Origin of the sequence: Pseudomonas fluorescens (assembly GCF_902497785.1) — a bacterium.
Classification (GTDB): Bacteria; Pseudomonadota; Gammaproteobacteria; order Pseudomonadales; family Pseudomonadaceae; genus Aquipseudomonas; species Aquipseudomonas fluorescens_BO.
The window spans coordinates 190,898-209,420 of sequence record NZ_CABVHK010000010.1; the positions used below are offsets into that span (position 1 = coordinate 190,898).

Genomic DNA, 18,523 nt, shown 5'->3' on the forward strand with positions numbered 1-18,523 from the left:
GGGATGACTTCAGGGCTGACCGGGGAGCCGGGACGAACCCGCTGCAGCCCCTTGACGATGACCGTGTCCTCTTTGCTCAAACCGCTGCGCACGATGCGCAACCCTTCGATCTTCGGACCCAGTTCCACCGAGCGGTAGACGGTCTTGTTGTCGGCATCCATCACCAGCACGAATTTTTTGCCGAGATCGGTGCCGACTGCTTCGTCGTTGATCAGCACGGCGGAGTAGGTGCCGCTGCCGACCAGTTTCAACCGGGCATACAAGCCAGGGGTGTACTGTCCGTCGGCGTTATCAAAGACCGCACGACCACGAATGGTGCCGGTTTTCGGGTTGACCTGGTTGTCGACGAAGTTCATCACGCCCTGGTGCGGGTTGCCGTCTTCGTTGGACAGACCGAGGTAAACCGGAGTGGTCGCACCGCGTTTGCCCTGGCGAGCGAGCTGGGTGTACTTGAGGAACACACGCTCGTCGGCGTCGAAGTAGGCGTAGACCTTGTCGGTGGAGACCACGCTGGTGAGCGCGGTGGTGTCGGCGGTCACCAGGTTGCCGGCGGTGATTTCCGCACGGCTGACGCGACCGCTGATGGGTGCGGTGACGCGGGTAAAGCTCAGGTTCAGTTTCGCCAGATCCAGTTGCGCTTGCAGGGCGCCGACAGCGGCGCGGGCTTCTTGCGAAGCGCTGGTGCGCGAATCGGCCAACTCGGCGGAAATCGCATTGCTGGTGCGCAGGCGCTCGCCGCGCTGGGCTTCGTTTTCGCTGCGGGTCGCGTTGGCGCGGGCCTGGGCAACCAGGGCTTCGAGGCGGCGGACTTCAGCCTGGAATGGGCGCGGGTCAATCTGGAACAGCAAGTCGCCTTTCTTGACCAGCGCGCCTTCGGTGAAGGCCACGTCATCGATCTGGCCGGAGACCCGTGGACGAATCTCTACCGTTTCCGGCGCTTCAAGGCGCCCGGTGAATTCGTCCCACTCATTGACCGGTTGTTCCAGCACCTTGGCGACGCTGACTTTCGCCGCAGGCAGGGTCGCGGCAGACTCCGGAGCCTTGCCGCACGCGCTCATCACCAGCACGGCCAACAAGGCCAACGGGAAGCGCAAATGTTTGAGTGATTGTTCCATGGATGCATCCGCCAATGTATTGAGAATGGGCGGATGATGCTCGGCGGGGGAGGTAACGCACGAATCGAATGAAGCGAAGGTAACTATCATTCGGAATGATATAAGTCCGAACACAGCCCTCTAGCATGCACCTGGGATCGGGACGCGATCAATGTGCCTGATGGCAACTCTGTGTTGCCCGGAATGCAAAGGAAAGTCGTTAGACCGAGTCGCTTCCTTCGCGGGCAAGCCCGCTCCCACAAGGATTGCGCTGAACCTGTGGGAGCGGGCTTGCCCGCGAAGGGGCCATCAGCCCCGACACAAGATCAGGCCAGACTGTCCGGATCCCCGAAAAACATCTGAATCCGCGACCTCAACCAGCGTTCTCCCGGATCGTTGTCCTGCGAACCGCGCCAGGCCATGTGCAATTCAAAGCTGCGCACTGGCAGCGGCGGATCTTCAGCCCGAACACCGCCGGCAGCGGTCAAGGCGTCGGCCGTGTAGTCCGGCACGGTGGCAACGATATCGGTGCCGGCAAGCAGCGTGCTCAGCCCGTTGAACTGCGGTACGGCGAGCACCACATGCCGTTTGCGCCCGAGTTTTTCCAGTTCTTCGTCAATAAAACCGCTCAAGTCACCGGCGAATGACACCAGTGCATGCGGCCGCGCGCAGAAGTCGTCCAGGCTCAACGGCCCGGGCACGGTGTCGGCGCGCAATAGCTTGGGCAGGCTGCGCCGCAACACTTTGCGCTTGGCGTTCGCCGGCAAGTCGGCGGTGTAGCTGACGCCGATCGAAATCTCGCCAGAGGCCAACAGGCTCGGCATCAGGATGTAGTTGGCTCGCCGCACCACCAGCACAATCCCCGGTGATTCAGCGCGCAGGCGCTTGAGCAGCATCGGCAGCAAGGCGAATTCGACATCGTCCGACAGGCCAATGCGAAAGACCGCAGTACTGGTGGCCGGGTCGAAGTCCGCCGCACGGCTGACGGCGGTGGAAATCGAGTCCAGGGCCGGAGAGAGCAGGGCGAAGATTTCCACCGCCCGGGCGGACGGCTCCATGCTGCGCCCGGTGCGCACGAACAACGGATCGTCGAACAGCCCGCGCAGGCGTGAGAGCGCCGCACTGATGGCTGGCTGGCCGAGGAACAATTTCTCCGCAGCGCGGGTCACACTGCGTTCATGCATCAATGTTTCGAATACGATTAACAGGTTCAGGTCGACACGACGCAGGTCATTACGATTCATCTGGAGTCCTGGCAGAGTCATCAAGCTTGACGAGAGCGGCCATATGAGAACAATGGCCGGCATGAATATTACGGGGAAAGGCTGCTACTCTGCACCGAGTAATTCAGATTTCCTACAAAGGCTGCTTCGGTTTCTTACGACATCAGTGATGTCGCCGGCGCTGCGGAATCAATGACAGGCATGTCGACTATTAATAGCCACTGATGGTCTTGGGTAGAAAGCCCAGATAGAGTTCAGGGCATTAGAGGTTTCTTTGACGAGGTTTGCGATGTCCCGCACGATCCGTTTTCACAAGTTTGGTCCAGCCGAGGTGCTCAAATGCGAAGAGCATGCGGCCGCTCTCCCTGCGCCGGGCGAAGTGCAGGTGCGTGTCGAGGCAATCGGCATCAGCTGGTACGACATTCTCTGGCGCCAGAACCTGGCGTCCTCCCAGGCACACCTGCCTTCAGGCCTCGGCCATGAAATGTCCGGTGTTGTCACGGCTGTCGGCGATGGCGTCGATGACCTGGCAGTCGGCGACAAAGTCGCCAGCTTCCCGGCTGAAAGCCCGAACGACTATCCGGTCTATGGCGAGCAAATCGTTCTGCCGCGTTCGGCACTGACCCGTTATCCGGACGTGCTCAGCCCGATTGAAGCTGCCGTGCATTACACGCCACTGTTGATCGCCTACTTCGCTTACACCGATCTGGCACGGGTCAAACCCGGGCAATTCGCCTTGGTTACCGACGCGAGTCACTGTGCTGGCCCATCGTTTGTACAACTGGGCAAAGCCTTGGGTGTACGGGTGATTGCCGCTACCAAATCTCCGGAAGAACGGGAATACCTGCTGTCGCTGGGTGCCGAGAAAGTCATCGTCACCGAGGAAGAAGATCTGTTGATGCGGATCAATAAGATCACCGGCAATCGCGGCGTCGACGTGGTGTTCGATGGCCTTGGCGGCCCACAGATGTCGTTGCTGGGTGATGTGCTCGCACCGCGTGGAAGCCTGGTGCTGTACGGCTTGCAAGGCGGTAACCAGACGCCATTCCCGGCCTGTGCCGCGTTCCAGAAGAACATTCAGTTCTTTGTGCACTGCATCGGCAACTTCACCGGCAAGCCGGAGCTGGGCATCGTCCAGGACCAGGTTGCACTGCAACGGGCCTTGCGTGACATCAACCAGATGACTGCCGACCGCGTTCTGCTGCCGCTCAAGACTCGGGTCTTCCCATTCTCCGAGTTCGTCGAAGCACACCGCTACATGGACGAATGCCCATGCCGCGAACGGGTCGCGCTTCAGATCGAACCCGCGTAACACCCCCTCAAAAGTCCGTGCCTGCACGGACTTTTTTGTTGCCCCTCTGGTAATTCGAGTGTCTCACCGAAGCGTCGGTGGGCCAGTTCAGCAGCTGAACTGGTTTTTGCCCTCAATCTGTATCTTCTAATCAGCATCTAAGCCCTGATAATTGAATGATTACTTTCATCTCAAGGAATGAGTCATGGCTGGGTATCTGGTTGATACTTTTCAATGCACATCGTTAATACTTTTCCGACAAACAGTTAAGCAACGTACCGGTCCGTCAGAAACTTGTGCGACTTCTTTCTTTATTTTTTGTACTCAATGGTTGTGGGACGTTGTCGGATATTTCCTAGGATATCTTCCGTCAGCCCAAGGTGCCGGTTCTAGAGGGCTTTGCAGCACGCCGGGTTGCTGCGGGTCAGTCACGATGTTCAGGTGTTTCAAATAATGACCAGAAACTTAAGTGCTAGCATCTGACAATCACAGTCCGCACTTTAATTCGTGGCAGGCAGCACATTGCCCACTGCCTATCGTTGTTTGCGCACTCTTGAACTTACGAGCATCAGGTATATATAGATGACCCATATCCACGACCAAGCGATGAACTATGTCTATCAGCAAATGCTGCAACGGTTGCTGAGTTTCTTCTCCCGCGCCGAACGCACGGCCCTGCAACTGATGATTCAGCGTCTGGTGGTCGCCGCCGGCGGCATGGAGCACATAGGCGAGTACAAGGTGCTGGCGATCCAGAACGGGTCCCGGGACAATTGCTACACCCTGGCGTTGCTACGCGCCGCACAATTGAGCATCGCCGGCCGGGCCCCCGCGACGTTTCGGTTGCGGGTCGCATCGTTGCGCATGAATGGCACCCGCTCGACGGCCCAGGAAAATATCCATCGCAGTTGCAGTGCATTGTTCCTCTTCGACGATCCGCGGGTAGAGGTATTGATGGCCGATAACCGAGAGGTGTTGCCTTTCAGTCATTCGGTGCCGATTTCCGACGCGGGCCGTGAAACCAACCGGCTCAACCTGTTGATGATGGGTCATCGCCGAGACTGGAACGGGCCGATGGACCTGTGGGACGACGGCTATCTGGCGGTCGGCGAGTTTTACGGGCAGATCGCCCGCTGGGACGGCGGCGTGGATGCGCTGGTCAGCAGCGATACGCCGCGCCAGCAAAAGCATTTTCTCCAGGGTTTGAAGCGCGCGGCAGCCAAGGCGGGGCTCAACGCGTCGCATCACCCTGACGCCGGTTTTGAAGAACTGTTCGCGGTGCTCGACCAGCTTGGCAGCGATTGCTATCGCGCCTTTTACGGCGAGCAGGGACCAGCCCCCTGGCGACCGGCCGAGCGGTTCGAGGCTTGCCGGCGCACGACATTCATCGATATTCACGACATGCTGGTCAGCAACCTGGAAGAGCGCTGGCCGCTGCTCACCGAATTTCTCGGCTTTCAGCCGGATGAATTGTCGGCTCAGCTCAGCGACAACGAATTTGTCAGCCTTTCTGTCTCTGCACATGTGCGCGGGTTGCAGGCGTGCTTCATGCAAAGTCTCAGTTATGAGGCCGGCGTGGCCGCGTATTTGCAACGGGCACTGGTGATGATGCGTCGCAAGCGCCTGCCTGAGCGGTTATGCGAGCAGGCGGTCGAGATGTTCGGCAGCCCGGCGAGCCGGTCCGAACAACGCGCGCTGGCAGCGGCCGAGGCTCAGCAGAACCTGGGGTTGAGCGAAGCTCAGTTGGTGTGCCTGCTCTTTGCGCCTTTTGTCGAAAACGGCGCGGCACTTGAGCGTTTTCTGCGCCAATGTCACCCGGGCATGCTGGTCGCGATGCCTGATTTGCATCGGGCGATGCAGGGCCACCCGGTGCCGGAACAGGTTGCCCAATGGATGGTTGACGTCAGCGGATTGCCCGTCAGCCATATCGGCAGGCTGTACCGCATGGGACCGGTGCGAGGCGTCGAGGGCAGGGGGGCTGATGGCGAAGCCGATGGCATGGACGGTCACGCCGCAGCCGACGAACCGGACGCCACATCGGTGGCGGGTGAATGGTCAGCGGGACGTTGAAAGGACCACGCGAGACCGATTTTGCTTATCAGGCGGTTTATCGGTACCTGACCCATCTGATCAACGAGCCGGTCGGTGACACGCGCGTGCGCCTGCCATCCTTGCGCCAACTGTCTGACCGTCTGAACGTGTCGATCTCGACCATTCAGTACGCCTATTCGCTGCTGGAGAAGGAAGGGCGCGTCTATTCCGTGGCCAAGTCCGGCTACTACGCGTTGCCAGTGTCGCCCATCAACTTGCTCGACAATGGTCACGACCTGCTCGAAACCGTCTATGTCAACGCCAGGCGTCCGGGCATGCTGGTGCTGAGCGCAGATGAGCCCGCACTGCTGCAACCGCTCGACAGTCCATTGCTGCTGTTGGAGCGAGAGCTGCTGCGCCAGTACCCGCGCTTACCCCAACCATTGGCGCAACCTTGCGGCGAACTGGAGCTGCGCACCGCCCTGGCGGCGCGCTACACCACCTCGGCGTTGCGCTGCTGGCATGCGGATGATGTCTACCTTGGCGCAGACTTGCGCGGGGTCCTGGAAATACTGATCGCCGTGCTGGCCCTCAAGGACGCCACGGTGGTGGTCGAGTCGCCGTGCGACTGGGCGATCCTGCGGCTGTTGCAAGCGGCAGACGTTGAGGTGATCGAGTGGCCGTTGCGCGGGGAGGGTGAGCTGGACGTCGAGCGGCTCAAGGAGTGGCTGGAAAGCCGTCCGGTGCGGTTGGTAATAATGTCATCCGGCCTCAACATGCCGCGGGGCAGTCTGGCCCCCGATGACAATCGGCAGGCGATTGCGCAGTTGCTGGAAAAACATGGCAGTTGGGTGTTGGAAAACGATTGTTACCGCGAACTGCAATTCGAACCCGATGGCTTGCGCTTTCGCGATGTGCTGGACCCGGACCGCCTGATCGTCTTTTCCACCTTCGAGAAAACCATCGGGCCGGAAGCGCCTTATGGGTATTTGCTGTCGCGCCATTTCAGCGCCGAATTGCAACGCCACTTCCTGCTGCGCTCATTTCGCTTGTCGCCGATTCGCCAGAAGGCCATCGCCCGGTTGTACGGGAACGGGCGCATCGATCAGCACCTCCAGGTGCTGCGCCGATTACTCAAGGAACGCAAAGCACAGATGACCCACCTGTTGCAGGAGCGCTTGGGCGATGCCTTGCATTTCGTCGAGCCCCAGGGGGGCGCGACGATCTGGGTGCGCTCACTGCGCCAGGTCGATGTGCGCCGGGTGTTCCAGCGGTTGCTCAAGCAACAGGTGGTAATTGCACCCGGAGAGCTGTTCAGCCTGCAGGGCCTTCACGCACAGCATCTGCGTCTGAGTCATGCGTTTGGCGGCGATCATGACCTCGGCGCCGCCTTGGGACTGTTGGGGGATGCGTTGCGCCTGGAATCGGTTGACTGAGCGCGGGGGGAAAACTTCGGTGGCGTCGTAGGATCGATCCCATCGCGCTGCGGTCAAACTGCCAGTAAACTGCGTTCCACTCCCTGAACCACTCGATCCCAGAGGTTTTTGCATGACACTCAGTCCTTTTGCGGGTAAACCGGCACCGGCAGAATTGTTGGTCGACATCCCGCGACTGGTAACGGCCTATTACACCGGCCAGCCCGATGCGGCCATCTCCACCCAACGCGTCGCTTTCGGCACGTCCGGGCACCGGGGCAGCTCGTTCGACCTGAGTTTCAACGAATGGCACGTTCTGGCCATCAGCCAGGCGATCTGCCTGTACCGCGAAGCTCAGGGCATCGACGGGCCGCTGTTCGTCGGCATCGACACCCACGCGCTGTCCACCCCGGCCGGTGCCAGCGCCCTTGAAGTGCTGGCTGCCAATGGCGTCACGGTGATGATTGCCGAGGGCGACGAGTACACCCCGACGCCGGCAATTTCCCATGCCATTCTCTGCTACAACCGCGGCCGCACGTCCGGGCTGGCCGACGGCATCGTCATTACGCCGTCGCACAACCCGCCGCAAAGCGGTGGCTACAAATACAACCCGACTAACGGCGGCCCGGCCGATACCCACATCACCAAGTGGATCGAAGCCAAGGCCAACGAGTTGCTGAGCAACAAGCTCGCGGGCGTCAAGCGCATCAGCTACGAGCAAGCGCTGAAGGCCGACACCACCCATCGTCACGATTACCTCAACACCTATGTCGCTGACTTGATCAACGTCATCGACTTCGATGCCATTCGTGATGCCAAGCTGCATTTGGGCGTTGACCCGTTGGGCGGGGCAGGTGTGCGCTACTGGTCGGCGATTGCCGAGCATTACAAGCTCGACCTGGAAGTGGTCAACACACAGGTCGATCCGACGTTCCGTTTCATGACAGTCGACTGGGATGGGCAGATTCGCATGGACCCGTCGTCCAGCCACGCCATGCAGGGGTTGATCGGCCTGAAACAGCGGTTTGATGTGGCGTTCGCTTGCGATCCTGACCACGACCGTCATGGCATCGTCACCCCGTCCGGTGGTTTGCTCGCGCCGAACAGCTATCTCGCGGTGTCCATCGACTATCTGTTCCAGAACCGTCCACAATGGCGCGCCGACGCGGCCGTGGGTAAAACCGTGGTCAGCAGCGGTTTGATTGATCGCGTCGCGAAACGCCTGGGCCGTCGCCTGTACGAAGTGCCGGTTGGTTTCAAATGGTTTGCCGACGGTCTGTTTGATGGCTCGTTGGGTTTTGGCGGCGAAGAAAGTGCGGGTGCTTCGTTCCTGCGCAAGGATGGCGGCGTCTGGAGCACTGACAAGGACGGTTTGATCCCGGCACTGCTGGCGGCAGAAATGACCGCTCGCACCGGTCGCGACCCAAGCCAGGCCTATCGAGCGTTGACCGATGAGCTGGGCGAGCCGTTCTCGGTACGGGTCGATGCCAAGGCCAATCCGCAGCAGAAAGCGCTGCTGAGCAAGTTATCACCGGATCAGGTGACCAGCACGCAATTGGCGGGCGAGGCGATCCAGAGCATCCTCAGTCACGCACCAGGCAACGACCAGGCCATCGGCGGTTTGAAAGTCATGACCGAAAACGGCTGGTTTGCTGCGCGTCCTTCGGGCACTGAAGACATCTACAAGATTTACGCAGAGAGCTTCGTCAGTGACGAACACCTGAAACAATTGGTGGCCGAAGCGCAAACCCTCGTGGATGGAGCGATTTCTGCGAAGTAAGTGAGGGCCCCTGTGGTGAGGGGATTCATCCCCGTTGGGCCGCGAAGCGAGCCCGGTTCCGAATGAATTTACGACTGCTGCGCAGCCGAACGGGGATGAATCCCCTCACCACAATAGTTGGCGTGCAAAAAAGGGGCGATCATAACGGTCGCCCCTTTTTTTGTCTGGCATTCAAAGCATCAAGCCAGATCCACCAACACAATCTCACTGTCCTCGACAGCAGTCACCCGCAACACCTGCTCATTCGCTACCGCTACACCGTCTCGAGCTTGTGCGCGCAAGCCATTGACTTCAATGACACCCGTCGCCGGAACCAGGTAGGCCCGACGGCCATTGTCCAGACGATACTCGGCAGATTCGCCGGCTTTGAGATTCGCCGCCACCAATCGCGCATCGGCACGAATTCGCAGGCTTTGATCATCCCCGGCCTTGCCGCTCGCCAACGTCACAAACCCTTCGCGCTGACCTTTAGGGAACGGTTTTGCACCCCACGAAGGAGCCAGTCCGGTTTCATTTGGGATGATCCAGATCTGGAAAATCCTGGTTTCCGTGGCTTCGAGGTTGTATTCGCTGTGGGCAATGCCGGTGCCGGCGCTCATGACCTGGACATCACCCGCCTCGGTACGGCCCTTGTTGCCAAGGTTGTCTTCGTGGGTGATTGCGCCTTCACGGACGTAGGTGATGATTTCCATGTCCCGGTGCGGGTGTTTCGGGAAACCGGTGCCGGAGGCGATCACGTCGTCGTTCCAGACCCGCAAGTTGCCCCAGTTCATGCGTTTCGGGTCATGGTACTCGGCGAACGAAAAGTGATGATGCGCGTCCAGCCAGCCGTGGTGGGCGCCGCCCAGGGAGTTGAAGGGTCTGAGTTCGAGCATGATCGTCTCCTGAAAAGGGTAGTTGATGGCGAGCATCATCTATCAGGCACTCATCGATAAAAAGCGTAAAAAATGCTGCAATACGATCGAATAAGTTGATTGAACGTCACCTCGAAATAGTCTCATCCCACCTTCACTTCATCGCATAAGCCGATGAGCTGTAAGCATTTCACTAGAACTCATAAGCAAATACAGACACCATAGCCTTCAACAGCCTCACACCCTGGAGTCAGTCCGCGTGCCGCAACACACCCCCGATCTTCCTCCTGAACTTCGTCCCCTGGCCGAGATGCCGCTGCTTAAACGCCTGGCCGCCCGGTTCTTCGGTCACGGCCTGACCCGGCTGCGCGCCCAGCACCGTGCCTCATGGCTGCATGGCCAGGCCGACGGCTTTCGAAGCGGGCACAGCGCCGGGGTGGACTATGGCTATAAGGAAGGCAAACTTGAGGGGTTGGAGGAAGGTCGGCAGGTACTGCTGATCCGCGACTCGCGTTGCACTGAACACCGGCCGCCGAATGTCGATGACAACCTGTTCGACGACTGGCGCCTGCCGTTGACCGTCGAGCTGAAGAAACGCATGAAGGCCGATGTCGCCCGATTGCTGCCCCCTCACGCCCAGCCCAGCGCCGCGCAATGGAAAATGATCTTCAGCGACACGCCATCGACCTCGGTGATCGCGGGTGCAGGGGCGGGCAAATCAACGACGCTGGTTTTGCGGATTCTGCTCCTGACTCACTATCTGGGCTTCGAGCTGAGTTCGATGACCGTGGTGACGTTCACTCGCGAATCGCGCAAGGACTTCATCAATAAGCTGATCGAGCTGTTTGCGGTGTGGGGCCGGGCGCTCAGTTTCAAGGAAGCGAGAGATCTGGTGCGTACGTTTCACTCGCGAATCCTGCCGATGGTGCGCAGCCTTCCGGGGTTCGAAAGGCTGCAAGCCTTTGAAAACCTCAGCAGCCGGCCACAGAGTGGTGATGAGGACGCCGACAGCAATCCTTTCGACTTGCGCATCAATGAAGCGCAGCGCCAGCAGCTCAACGCCTGCTATCACCAACTGCACAGCCGCGATGAACGCTTCCGCGAATTGATCAAGCCACTGTCTCGCCATGCATTGCAGCTCAAAGAGCTGGAGCGCGACCACCCGGATGTGCAGAAGCGCATGGCCGTCACCGAACTGGCGGCCAAGCGTGACGAAGAGTTGTGCGATGCGGTGGAGGATCTGTGGTTTCGCGCGGGTGCCTGGCCGATCAAGGGCATCGAGGCGAAGCGCCAGTCATTCGATATCAACGGGTCGACGTTCTACTGTCATGGCTACATTCCAACACTGGATGCCTGGGTGATGCTGGGGTTTGATTCCGGGGAAAATCCTCAGGTCAGCCGCCCGAATGCCAAACTCTCGGTCCGCGCAGAGTGGGCGGTCAAGCGCACACTGTTTCAAGCTTTCTGTCGTAAGCCATTGATCTGGATAGATAGTTACGAATCGTCAAAGCGTGTTTTAGCGTCGCTGGCAGGCGATGCCAGTGCCGGGCCGGGATTTGATTACAAGGTCAAGGGAGAGCTGGCTTCCGCGCCGCTGCTCGACTGTTTCGTCGCCGCCGCCGGGTTTATCGAGAACCTGGGCCTGGACGTGCCGAACGCCGTCAGCCAGATGAGTTTCGCCAAGGACGACCCTGACCGCTTTTTCTTCGAAGCCTTGAGCCTGTACTGGCGAGCGCTGGAAGATCATCTGCTGGATCAGAAGCCGCCGGTCATGACTTACAACCGTATGTTTGCCCTGTTCAGTGAACACTCACCGGAAAACCTGAAGCTGCTGAGCGATGAATTATTGCGACCACTGTCGCATCTGATGATCGACGAATTTCAGGACGTTTCGCCGCAAATTGTTTCCTGGATACGGGCCAGCCTCGCCGAGATTCGCAGCCGTGGGCCGGCCATGCATGTCGGGCGAGGCGCTCAGCGTTCGTCTTTGCTGTGTGTGGGGGATGACTGGCAGTCCATTTACGGCTGGCGCGGCAGTTCGCCGACGTATTTCATGGAATTCAACAAGGAATTCCCGTCGCCGAGCAGCACCAAGGTCATGCTCAGTGACAACTATCGCAGCCATCAGCACATCATTGATGCCGCCGAACACATCGTTCGAGCCGCACCGGCCATTGCTGGCAAAAAGGCCAAGGCGAGTGGCGAGGCGAAAGCGCTGCAGCCGGTCAACGTTCTGGATCGGGATGACCAGGGCATGGCCAAGCGCTTGATGGAGCATTACAGAAACGGCGATTCAATCTTGATGCTGTATCGAAAAAGTAGCGATAAGTTATTGATAGAACAGCATATTCAGTCTGTAGTTAATGTCGATTCTAGCTTGCCGTTTGAAAGCCGACGCTTGAAGCAACTGACCTATCACAGCGCCAAAGGCCTTCAGGCTGATGCCGTGTTTTTGCTCGGGGATTGCCAACACCTGACCAGCTCGCCATACAAGAATCAGGTCTACCGCATGGCCGGTCTTGGAAAGCCTGGCGACAACGAGGCTTACGACAACTCGCAGAAAGACGAAATTTTGCGTCTGGCGTATGTCGGCATCACGCGGGCGGTGAGCCATTGCTATTGGTACGTCGACGGTCAGGACACCCAGGCGGCAAATATGCCCAAGGCTTCCGACCGGGTTGGGCAGGGTAAGGCGTTTTTTGCTGATCACCGACAGGCTAAAACATTGGCGTGAAACGGAAAGATCGCAGCCCTGTAGGAGCTGCCGAAGGCTGCGATCTTTTGATCCTGCAAGGTTTACCCCGTCAGGCATAACTCCTGAGCGCCACCGGCGGGATGAACGACTCAAGCTCATCCTCCACCGCTTCAATGATCCGCTCCACATCCGCAGCATTCATGACCGTGGCACAGGGAATACCGGCTATGGCGATCATGGTCTCGCCGCTGGCGCGGTCAAACAGACGGGCGATCATGCTGCCCGGCGCGTCCATGCTCGCCTCAAACCCCATGGGATGAAAATGCCAGCGCATCAGCTGGCAGGCGTTGGGAAAGGTGACCTTACTGAACCCTTTATTCATATGTTGCCCGCCTTCTTCATCGAGCGCTTCCGTTAGCTCATTAGGAGGGAAGAGCCTTCATTGGCTCAACCGGTGACTGCCTTTAAAAGTAGCATCCGCGTGTGAAAATAATGTGGAATTTTCAGGCCGTTTGGCGATTGGTTGAGTTTTTTTTGATCCGGGTCACATCGATGCGATTTTTCAGCAGTAAGCCATCACCGAGAGATCATTGAAGCCGGAGCCGAATTTCGGCAAGCTCGGCTTTTTTCTCACCGAGCCCTTTATGCACGTCGAGGATGATGGCCCGTTGCAGACCCAGGCCACGAGCGACACGGTCATGCGCTACCACTTGCGCTGGAAACACCGGGATCTGGACGGCGTCATGGCGCTGTATCACCCGGACGTCCAGTACAGCGACTTCTTTCAGAACCGTGTGATGGGGCTGGACGAGTTGCGCGAGTACGTGCGCAGCAGCATGCCGCGCGACCCCGACGAAGCGCTGGAACATTCGGACCGCATTCGACTGGACGGCAACACAGCGTTCATTCAATACCGCATCACCCTTCGCGGTGGAGAGGGTTTGGTGTCTTTTCGGGCCAGTGAAGCGATCACGGTTCGCGACGGGCTGATCTGGCGCGTCAATGAATACGCCTCGCTGGTACACGAACAACCGACCAGCAAAACCGCCAGCCATCAGCGTCTGGCCACCAGTCGGCTAGGCTTGTCCCCGCGCCAGCTGAGTTTCATGGCGGAAGATTTGCAGCAGTATTTTCAGCGTCAGCAACCCTACCTCGACCCCGAGCTCGACCTGCAACGGGTGTCGAAGGAGTGCGGTTACAGCCGCAATCAAATGTCCTATCTGCTGAATCAGGTGTTGGGCCAGAGTTTCTACCGCTACGTCAACCAGGCACGGTTGCAACATTTGCTCGCGGCGCTGGACAGCGCCACGCCACCGCTGCGCATCGACGATCTGGCGTTTGCCGCGGGTTTCAATTCGCTATCGGCGTTCTACAGCTGCTTCCGTCAGCACACCGGCATGTCGCCCAAGGCCTACGTCAAACACATTTCTTTGCGTGCACGCGCGCAAGACAGCCGCTGAGCTCACGCACTAGGATCAACGCCATCGAAGTTTGAGTGGCGGAGTCTTGCATGCCGGCGTGGCGCACTATCAGTTTGTGGATGGACCAACTCGACGAGCCGCTGCTGGCGCGCCCGGCGCTTGAACAGGATCTGGACGTCGACGTCGCCATCATTGGCGCGGGGTACACCGGGCTCTGGACCGCGTACTACCTCAAGCGCCTGGCGCCCGGCCTGGACATTGCCATTGTTGAGGCGCAGACCGCCGGCTTTGGCGCCTCCGGACGCAACGGCGGCTGGCTGATGGGCAACATCCTTGGTGAGGACCGCTTGCTCGCCGATTTGCCGGCCGAACAGCGTCGTGCCTCATACGAGCTGCTGCACAGCATCCCTGATGAAGTGGAAATTGTCCTCGAACGCGAGGGCATCGCCTGCGATTACCGCAAAGGCGGGGCGCTGTATTGCGCCGCGCGTTATCCCGAGCAGGAAGCCAGCCTGCGGCATTATCTGGACAAGCTCTATTCCCAAGGCCTGAGCGAACAGCACTACCGCTGGCTCAGCCCCGAGCAATTGGCGCAACAGATCAGAATTGCCAAGCCTTACGGCGGGATCTACGCACCGCACGTTGCGACCCTTCACCCGGCAAAACTGGTGCGAGGGCTGGCCCGGACGGTGGAGCGCATGGGCGTCAGGATCTACGAGAACAGTCCGGTGACTCACTGGCAATCGGGCAGCCTGCGCACGGCGAAGGCGGCCGTGCGCAGCCGCTGGATCGTGCCGGCAGTAGAAGGCTACGCCGTAACATTGCCACCGCTGGGCCGTTATCAGTTACCGGTGCAAAGCCTGATTGTGGCGACCGAGCCGTTGTCTGCCGCCATGTGGGACGAGATCGGCCTGAGCCGGGGGCAGGCGTTCGGCGAGAGCAGCCGTCAGGTCACTTACGGCCAGCGCACGGCGGATAACCGCTTGATGTTTGGCGCGCGCGGCGGCTATCAGTTCGCCGGCAAGCTGCGTCATGACTTCGATCTGACCCGTAGCGAAGTTGAACTGCGCCGCTACCTGTTCAGCGAGCTGTTCCCGCAACTGAAAAACGTGCGCATCACCCACGCCTGGGGCGGCAATCTAGGCATGTCGCGCCGATTCAAGCCGCACATGCTCTGTGATCAGGCCAGCGGCATTGCGTTGTCGGGCGGCTATGGCGGGGAGGGCGTCGGCGCCAGCAACCTGGGCGGGCGGACGCTGGCCGATCTGATTCTGCAACGCGACACCGAACTGGTTCACCAGCCGTGGGTCATCCCGCAGGGCGGTCTGAATAGGCTCAAGGCATGGGAGCCGGAGCCCTGCCGCTGGCTGGGCTACAACGCGATCATCCGCAGCTTCGTCCACGAAGACCAGACCCTGGCCAACCCGGCAACCGCGCCATGGAGACGCAAACTGGCCAGCGGCGTGGCGGGGTTCATGGAAGGTTTCATGCAGTAATCGCCGCTCTTTATCCAGCAAGGCTTATCGACAGGTACTCCCATGCGCATCACCCAATTCAAGAACACCGCAACCCTGAAGCTCGATGAATCAAACCCGGTCGCTGTGCCACTGGGAACTCCCGTGGCGGTGGCTTCGACCACCAGCGTCGAACGCGACGACGGTGTCGAAACCGGCGTCTGGGAGTGCACCCCCGGTCGCTGGCGCCGGCAGATCGTTGCCCAGGAATTCTGTCATTTCATCCAGGGCCGCTGCACTTTCACCCCGGATGATGGCGAAACACTGTTCATAGAAGCCGGCGATGCACTGATGTTGCCCGCCAACAGCCTCGGGACCTGGGATATCCAGGAAACCGTGCGCAAGACCTACGTTTTGATTTTTTGATTTTGATCGCCTGCCAACAAAAATAAACGCCTACAGGAATCGACTCATGATCCGAAAGACACTGACCCTGGCTCCGCTTGCACTCGTCGCGACCCTCAGTCACGCCGCCGAAACCGTCAAGATCTACAACTGGTCGGACTACATCGCACCGGACACCACGAAAAATTTCCAGAAAGAAACCGGCATCGCCTTCAGCTACGACGTCTACGACAGCAACGAAACCCTCGACGGCAAGTTGATGACCGGCAAATCCGGGTACGACGTGGTGTTTCCGTCCAACCACTTCATGGCCCGGCAGATTCAGGGCGGGGCGTTGAAAAAGCTCGACAAGAGCCAGTTGCCGAACTGGAAGAACCTCAACCCGGTGCTGCTCAAAGCCTTGCAGACCAACGACCCTGGCAACGAGCACGGTTTTCCTTATCTGTGGGGCAGCACCGGTATCGGCTACAACATCGCCAAGGTCAAAGCGGTATTGGGCGACAACGCGCCCGTCGATTCCTGGGACCTGATCTTCAAACCTGAAAACATGGCGAAGTTGCAGAAGTGCGGCGTGGCAATCCTCGACAACGGCCCGGAATTACTGCCCGCCGCCCTGAACTACCTGGGCCTGCCGCATCACAGTAAAAACCCGGAAGACTATAAAAAGGCTGAAGCGCTGCTGATGAAAGTCCGGCCTTACGTCAGCTATTTCCATTCGTCCAAGTACACCAGCGACCTCGCCAACGGTGACATCTGCGTGGCCGTCGGTTTCTCCGGTGACATCTTGCAGGCCGAGAACCGAGCCAAAGAAGCGAAAAACGGCATCGACATCGGCTATGCGATTCCCAAGGAAGGCGCTGCCATCTGGTTTGACATGGTCGCCATGCCCGCCGATGCGCCGGACGAGAAAGCCGGCTACGCCTTCATGAATTACCTGCTGCGCCCGGACGTCATGGCCAGCATCAGCAACTACGTGCATTACGCCAACGGCAATGAGCAGGCCGACAGCCTGATCGACCCGGCGATCAAGAACGATACCAAGGTGTACCCGAGCGCGGAGATGATGGGCAAATTGTTCGCGCTGGAAGCGATGCCGTTAAACATTGACCGCATCCGCACGCGCGTGTGGAACAAGGTGCGCACCGGCAGTTGAACCATTGATGTGTGGCTGACGCAGGCCTCATCGCGAAGAGGCCTCGCGTTTTCCATCGAGCGTCTATGCTGGGCTAACCGATTCCATCCTGCTGCATTTATCAGGGAGGCATTCATGGAGCCCACGTCTTTCTCCGAGAAAACGCTGACACGCACGCTGCTCGACGTCTTCATTCGCGCCGGGCTGATCGCCGTGCTGGTGCTCTTTTGCTTTGAGATCTTCAGCCCGTTCCGCGACCTGATGCTGTGGGCGCTGATTCTGGCGATCACCCTTTACCCGTTGCAGGCACGGTTGAAAGGGCCCCTCGGTGAAAAAGACGGGCGTATCGCGACGCTGATTATCCTCGTCGCCATCGTCATTCTGGTGCTGCCGATTTACTTTCTGGGCACCTCGATTGCCGACTCGGTCGAGCGTGCGATGGAAGTGGTCAAGGGCGGTAACTTCCACATCCCGCCGCCGTCTGAATCGATCGCCAGTTGGCCGGTGATAGGCCAGCCGCTGTCAGATGTATGGTTGCAGGCCTCGACCAATCTTCCCGACCTGACTGCCAAGTACGTACCGCAGATCAAACACGCCAGCATGGGCCTGTTGAGCAAACTGGCTGGCGTCGGCATGGGGTTCCTGACCTTCATTTTTGCCTTGATCATTGCTGGCATTTTCATGGCCCATGGCGAGGGCGGCAGCCGCGCCGCCGTGCAGATCACCTCGCGCGTCAGCGGCCCGGCCAGGGGGCCGAAAATCGCTGCCCTCTGCACCGCGACGATCCGTGCGGTAGCGCTGGGCGTGGTCGGTATTGCGTTCATCCAGATGCTGCTGGTGGGGCTGGGTTTTGTCTTCAAGGGTATCCCCGGCGCCGGCTTGCTGGCCCTGGCGGTACTGTTGCTCGGCATCATGCAACTGCCGGTGACGCTGATCACACTGCCGGTGATTGCTTTCGTGTTCGCCACCGAAGGCGCCAATACCATCACTATCGTCTTTGCAATCTACGTGTTCGTCGCCGGTCTGGTGGACAACGTGCTCAAGCCATTGCTGCTGGGTCGCGGCGTCGATGTACCGATGCCGGTGGTGCTGATCGGCGCCTTGGGCGGCATGGTCACCAGCGGGATCATCGGGCTGTTCATCGGCCCGGTCGTGCTGGCGGTCGGGTATCAATTATTCTGGCAATGGGTGCAGGATCGGCCGGAAGGAGGAGGGTAACTCCGGCGAATGTCGTGCAACACAGAGGGATGGACCATGAGCGTGCATGCGTGGGAAAAACTTTACCTTGATGACCTGCGCCTGGACCAGGCGTTCGAAAGCGACCCGGTTCGTGTCGTGCCAGAAGCGATGTTGGCGTTCGCACGGGAATACGACCCGCAACCGTTCCACCTGCGCGCAGAGGACGGCGCATTGAGTGTGTTTGGCGGTCTGGCGGCGAGCGGCTGGAACACCGCGGCGCTGACCATGAAAATGCTGGTGGCCAGCGTGCCATTGGCTGACGGCATTATCGGTCTGGGCATTGAGCTGAGCTGGCCGACGCCGACTTATCCGGATGACGTGTTGCGTCTGTTCAGCACCGTGCAGGCGATCGATCCGTCCGCCTCGAAACCGGATCGGGGCGTGGTGACCCTGTTCATGGAAACGCTGAACCAGAACGACAAGGTGGTGCAGCGCGCGACCGGGAAGTTGCTGGTGTTCCGGCGACCGGCGCCTGATTGAACATCTCGC

Annotated in this window: 15 protein-coding genes; 11 read left to right on the top strand and 4 right to left on the bottom strand. The window is 59.4% G+C overall.

What is annotated here, in order from left to right; translation table 11 throughout:
• Window positions 1–1,115: multidrug efflux RND transporter periplasmic adaptor subunit MexE (gene mexE, locus F8N62_RS16815; protein WP_150711784.1), on the bottom strand; the 1,115-nt coding region annotated here is incomplete at its 3' end.
• Window positions 1,116–1,420: 305 nt separating this feature from the next.
• Window positions 1,421–2,338 carry a LysR family transcriptional regulator gene (locus F8N62_RS16820; protein WP_150711718.1) on the bottom strand — a complete coding sequence of 306 codons (918 nt, stop codon included), beginning with the start codon at window positions 2,336–2,338 and terminating at the stop codon, window positions 1,421–1,423.
• Between the two features lie 268 nt (window positions 2,339–2,606).
• Here F8N62_RS16820 and F8N62_RS16825 point away from each other — a divergent pair, with 268 nt between their 5' ends.
• From F8N62_RS16825 to pgm, 4 genes are all read left to right on the top strand, one after another.
• Complete coding sequence (locus tag F8N62_RS16825) at window positions 2,607–3,629, top strand: zinc-dependent alcohol dehydrogenase family protein (RefSeq protein ID WP_150711719.1); 1,023 nt, start codon at window positions 2,607–2,609, stop codon at window positions 3,627–3,629.
• A 561-nt stretch (window positions 3,630–4,190) separates the two neighbouring features.
• Window positions 4,191–5,678: a hypothetical protein gene (locus F8N62_RS16830; RefSeq protein WP_150711720.1), complete on the top strand. Its 1,488-nt coding sequence runs from the start codon at window positions 4,191–4,193 to the stop codon at window positions 5,676–5,678.
• Window positions 5,675–7,075, top strand: coding sequence for a PLP-dependent aminotransferase family protein (locus F8N62_RS16835; protein ID WP_150711721.1), 1,401 nt, complete (start codon window positions 5,675–5,677; stop codon window positions 7,073–7,075). Before F8N62_RS16830 ends, F8N62_RS16835 begins: the two co-directional genes overlap by 4 nt.
• A gap of 112 nt (window positions 7,076–7,187) precedes the next feature.
• Complete coding sequence (gene pgm / locus F8N62_RS16840) at window positions 7,188–8,834, top strand: phosphoglucomutase (alpha-D-glucose-1,6-bisphosphate-dependent) (RefSeq protein WP_150711722.1); 1,647 nt, start codon at window positions 7,188–7,190, stop codon at window positions 8,832–8,834.
• Window positions 8,835–9,013: 179 nt separating this feature from the next.
• Here pgm and F8N62_RS16845 read toward each other — a convergent pair whose 3' ends face one another.
• On the bottom strand, window positions 9,014–9,709 hold the full coding sequence (locus tag F8N62_RS16845) for a pirin family protein (RefSeq protein WP_150711723.1): 696 nt from the start codon (window positions 9,707–9,709) through the stop codon (window positions 9,014–9,016).
• A 238-nt stretch (window positions 9,710–9,947) separates the two neighbouring features.
• Here F8N62_RS16845 and F8N62_RS16850 point away from each other — a divergent pair, with 238 nt between their 5' ends.
• Window positions 9,948–12,422 (top strand): UvrD-helicase domain-containing protein, encoded by a 2,475-nt coding sequence (locus tag F8N62_RS16850; protein WP_150711724.1) that lies wholly within the window; start codon window positions 9,948–9,950, stop codon window positions 12,420–12,422.
• A 70-nt stretch (window positions 12,423–12,492) separates the two neighbouring features.
• Here the strand turns inward: F8N62_RS16850 and F8N62_RS16855 are convergent, their stop codons facing one another.
• Entirely contained in the window at window positions 12,493–12,765 is a 273-nt protein-coding gene (locus F8N62_RS16855; protein ID WP_150711725.1) for a DUF1652 domain-containing protein, read from the bottom strand.
• A 262-nt stretch (window positions 12,766–13,027) separates the two neighbouring features.
• Between F8N62_RS16855 and F8N62_RS16860 the strand changes: the two genes are divergently transcribed.
• The 6 genes from F8N62_RS16860 to F8N62_RS16885 all read left to right on the top strand — a co-directional run bounded on the left by F8N62_RS16860 (window position 13,028) and on the right by F8N62_RS16885 (window position 18,514).
• Window positions 13,028–13,843, top strand: a complete 816-nt coding sequence (locus F8N62_RS16860; RefSeq protein WP_150711726.1) for a helix-turn-helix transcriptional regulator — start codon at window positions 13,028–13,030, stop codon at window positions 13,841–13,843.
• A gap of 50 nt (window positions 13,844–13,893) precedes the next feature.
• Window positions 13,894–15,300 (top strand): NAD(P)/FAD-dependent oxidoreductase, encoded by a 1,407-nt coding sequence (locus tag F8N62_RS16865; RefSeq protein ID WP_150711727.1) that lies wholly within the window; start codon window positions 13,894–13,896, stop codon window positions 15,298–15,300.
• Window positions 15,301–15,342: 42 nt separating this feature from the next.
• The gene (locus F8N62_RS16870) at window positions 15,343–15,684 is read left to right on the top strand and encodes a cupin domain-containing protein (protein WP_150711728.1); all 342 of its coding nucleotides are present in this window, start codon (window positions 15,343–15,345) and stop codon (window positions 15,682–15,684) included.
• 46 nt (window positions 15,685–15,730) lie between these two features.
• On the top strand, window positions 15,731–16,816 hold the full coding sequence (locus F8N62_RS16875; protein ID WP_150711729.1) for a polyamine ABC transporter substrate-binding protein: 1,086 nt from the start codon (window positions 15,731–15,733) through the stop codon (window positions 16,814–16,816).
• 114 nt (window positions 16,817–16,930) lie between these two features.
• Entirely contained in the window at window positions 16,931–18,013 is a 1,083-nt protein-coding gene (locus F8N62_RS16880) for an AI-2E family transporter (protein WP_150711730.1), read from the top strand.
• Window positions 18,014–18,049: 36 nt separating this feature from the next.
• A complete protein-coding gene (locus F8N62_RS16885) occupies window positions 18,050–18,514 on the top strand; it encodes a MaoC family dehydratase (protein WP_150711731.1) in 465 nt (154 codons plus the stop codon).
• The last annotated feature ends 9 nt before the right edge of the window (window positions 18,515–18,523 follow it).

What these genes read in the sequence shown, in the direction of transcription:
- F8N62_RS16870 (WP_150711728.1), top strand. Translation starts at nt 15,343, where the DNA reads ATGCGCATCACCCAATTCAAGAACACCGCAACCCTGAAGCTCGATGAA.
- F8N62_RS16845 (WP_150711723.1), bottom strand. Translation starts at nt 9,709, where the DNA reads ATGCTCGAACTCAGACCCTTCAACTCCCTGGGCGGCGCCCACCACGGC.
- F8N62_RS16875 (WP_150711729.1), top strand. Translation starts at nt 15,731, where the DNA reads ATGATCCGAAAGACACTGACCCTGGCTCCGCTTGCACTCGTCGCGACC.
- F8N62_RS16820 (WP_150711718.1), bottom strand. Translation starts at nt 2,338, where the DNA reads ATGAATCGTAATGACCTGCGTCGTGTCGACCTGAACCTGTTAATCGTA.
- pgm (WP_150711722.1), top strand. Translation starts at nt 7,188, where the DNA reads ATGACACTCAGTCCTTTTGCGGGTAAACCGGCACCGGCAGAATTGTTG.
- F8N62_RS16825 (WP_150711719.1), top strand. Translation starts at nt 2,607, where the DNA reads ATGTCCCGCACGATCCGTTTTCACAAGTTTGGTCCAGCCGAGGTGCTC.
- F8N62_RS16885 (WP_150711731.1), top strand. Translation starts at nt 18,050, where the DNA reads ATGAGCGTGCATGCGTGGGAAAAACTTTACCTTGATGACCTGCGCCTG.
- F8N62_RS16860 (WP_150711726.1), top strand. Translation starts at nt 13,028, where the DNA reads ATGCACGTCGAGGATGATGGCCCGTTGCAGACCCAGGCCACGAGCGAC.
- F8N62_RS16830 (WP_150711720.1), top strand. Translation starts at nt 4,191, where the DNA reads ATGACCCATATCCACGACCAAGCGATGAACTATGTCTATCAGCAAATG.
- F8N62_RS16855 (WP_150711725.1), bottom strand. Translation starts at nt 12,765, where the DNA reads ATGAATAAAGGGTTCAGTAAGGTCACCTTTCCCAACGCCTGCCAGCTG.
- F8N62_RS16865 (WP_150711727.1), top strand. Translation starts at nt 13,894, where the DNA reads ATGCCGGCGTGGCGCACTATCAGTTTGTGGATGGACCAACTCGACGAG.
- F8N62_RS16880 (WP_150711730.1), top strand. Translation starts at nt 16,931, where the DNA reads ATGGAGCCCACGTCTTTCTCCGAGAAAACGCTGACACGCACGCTGCTC.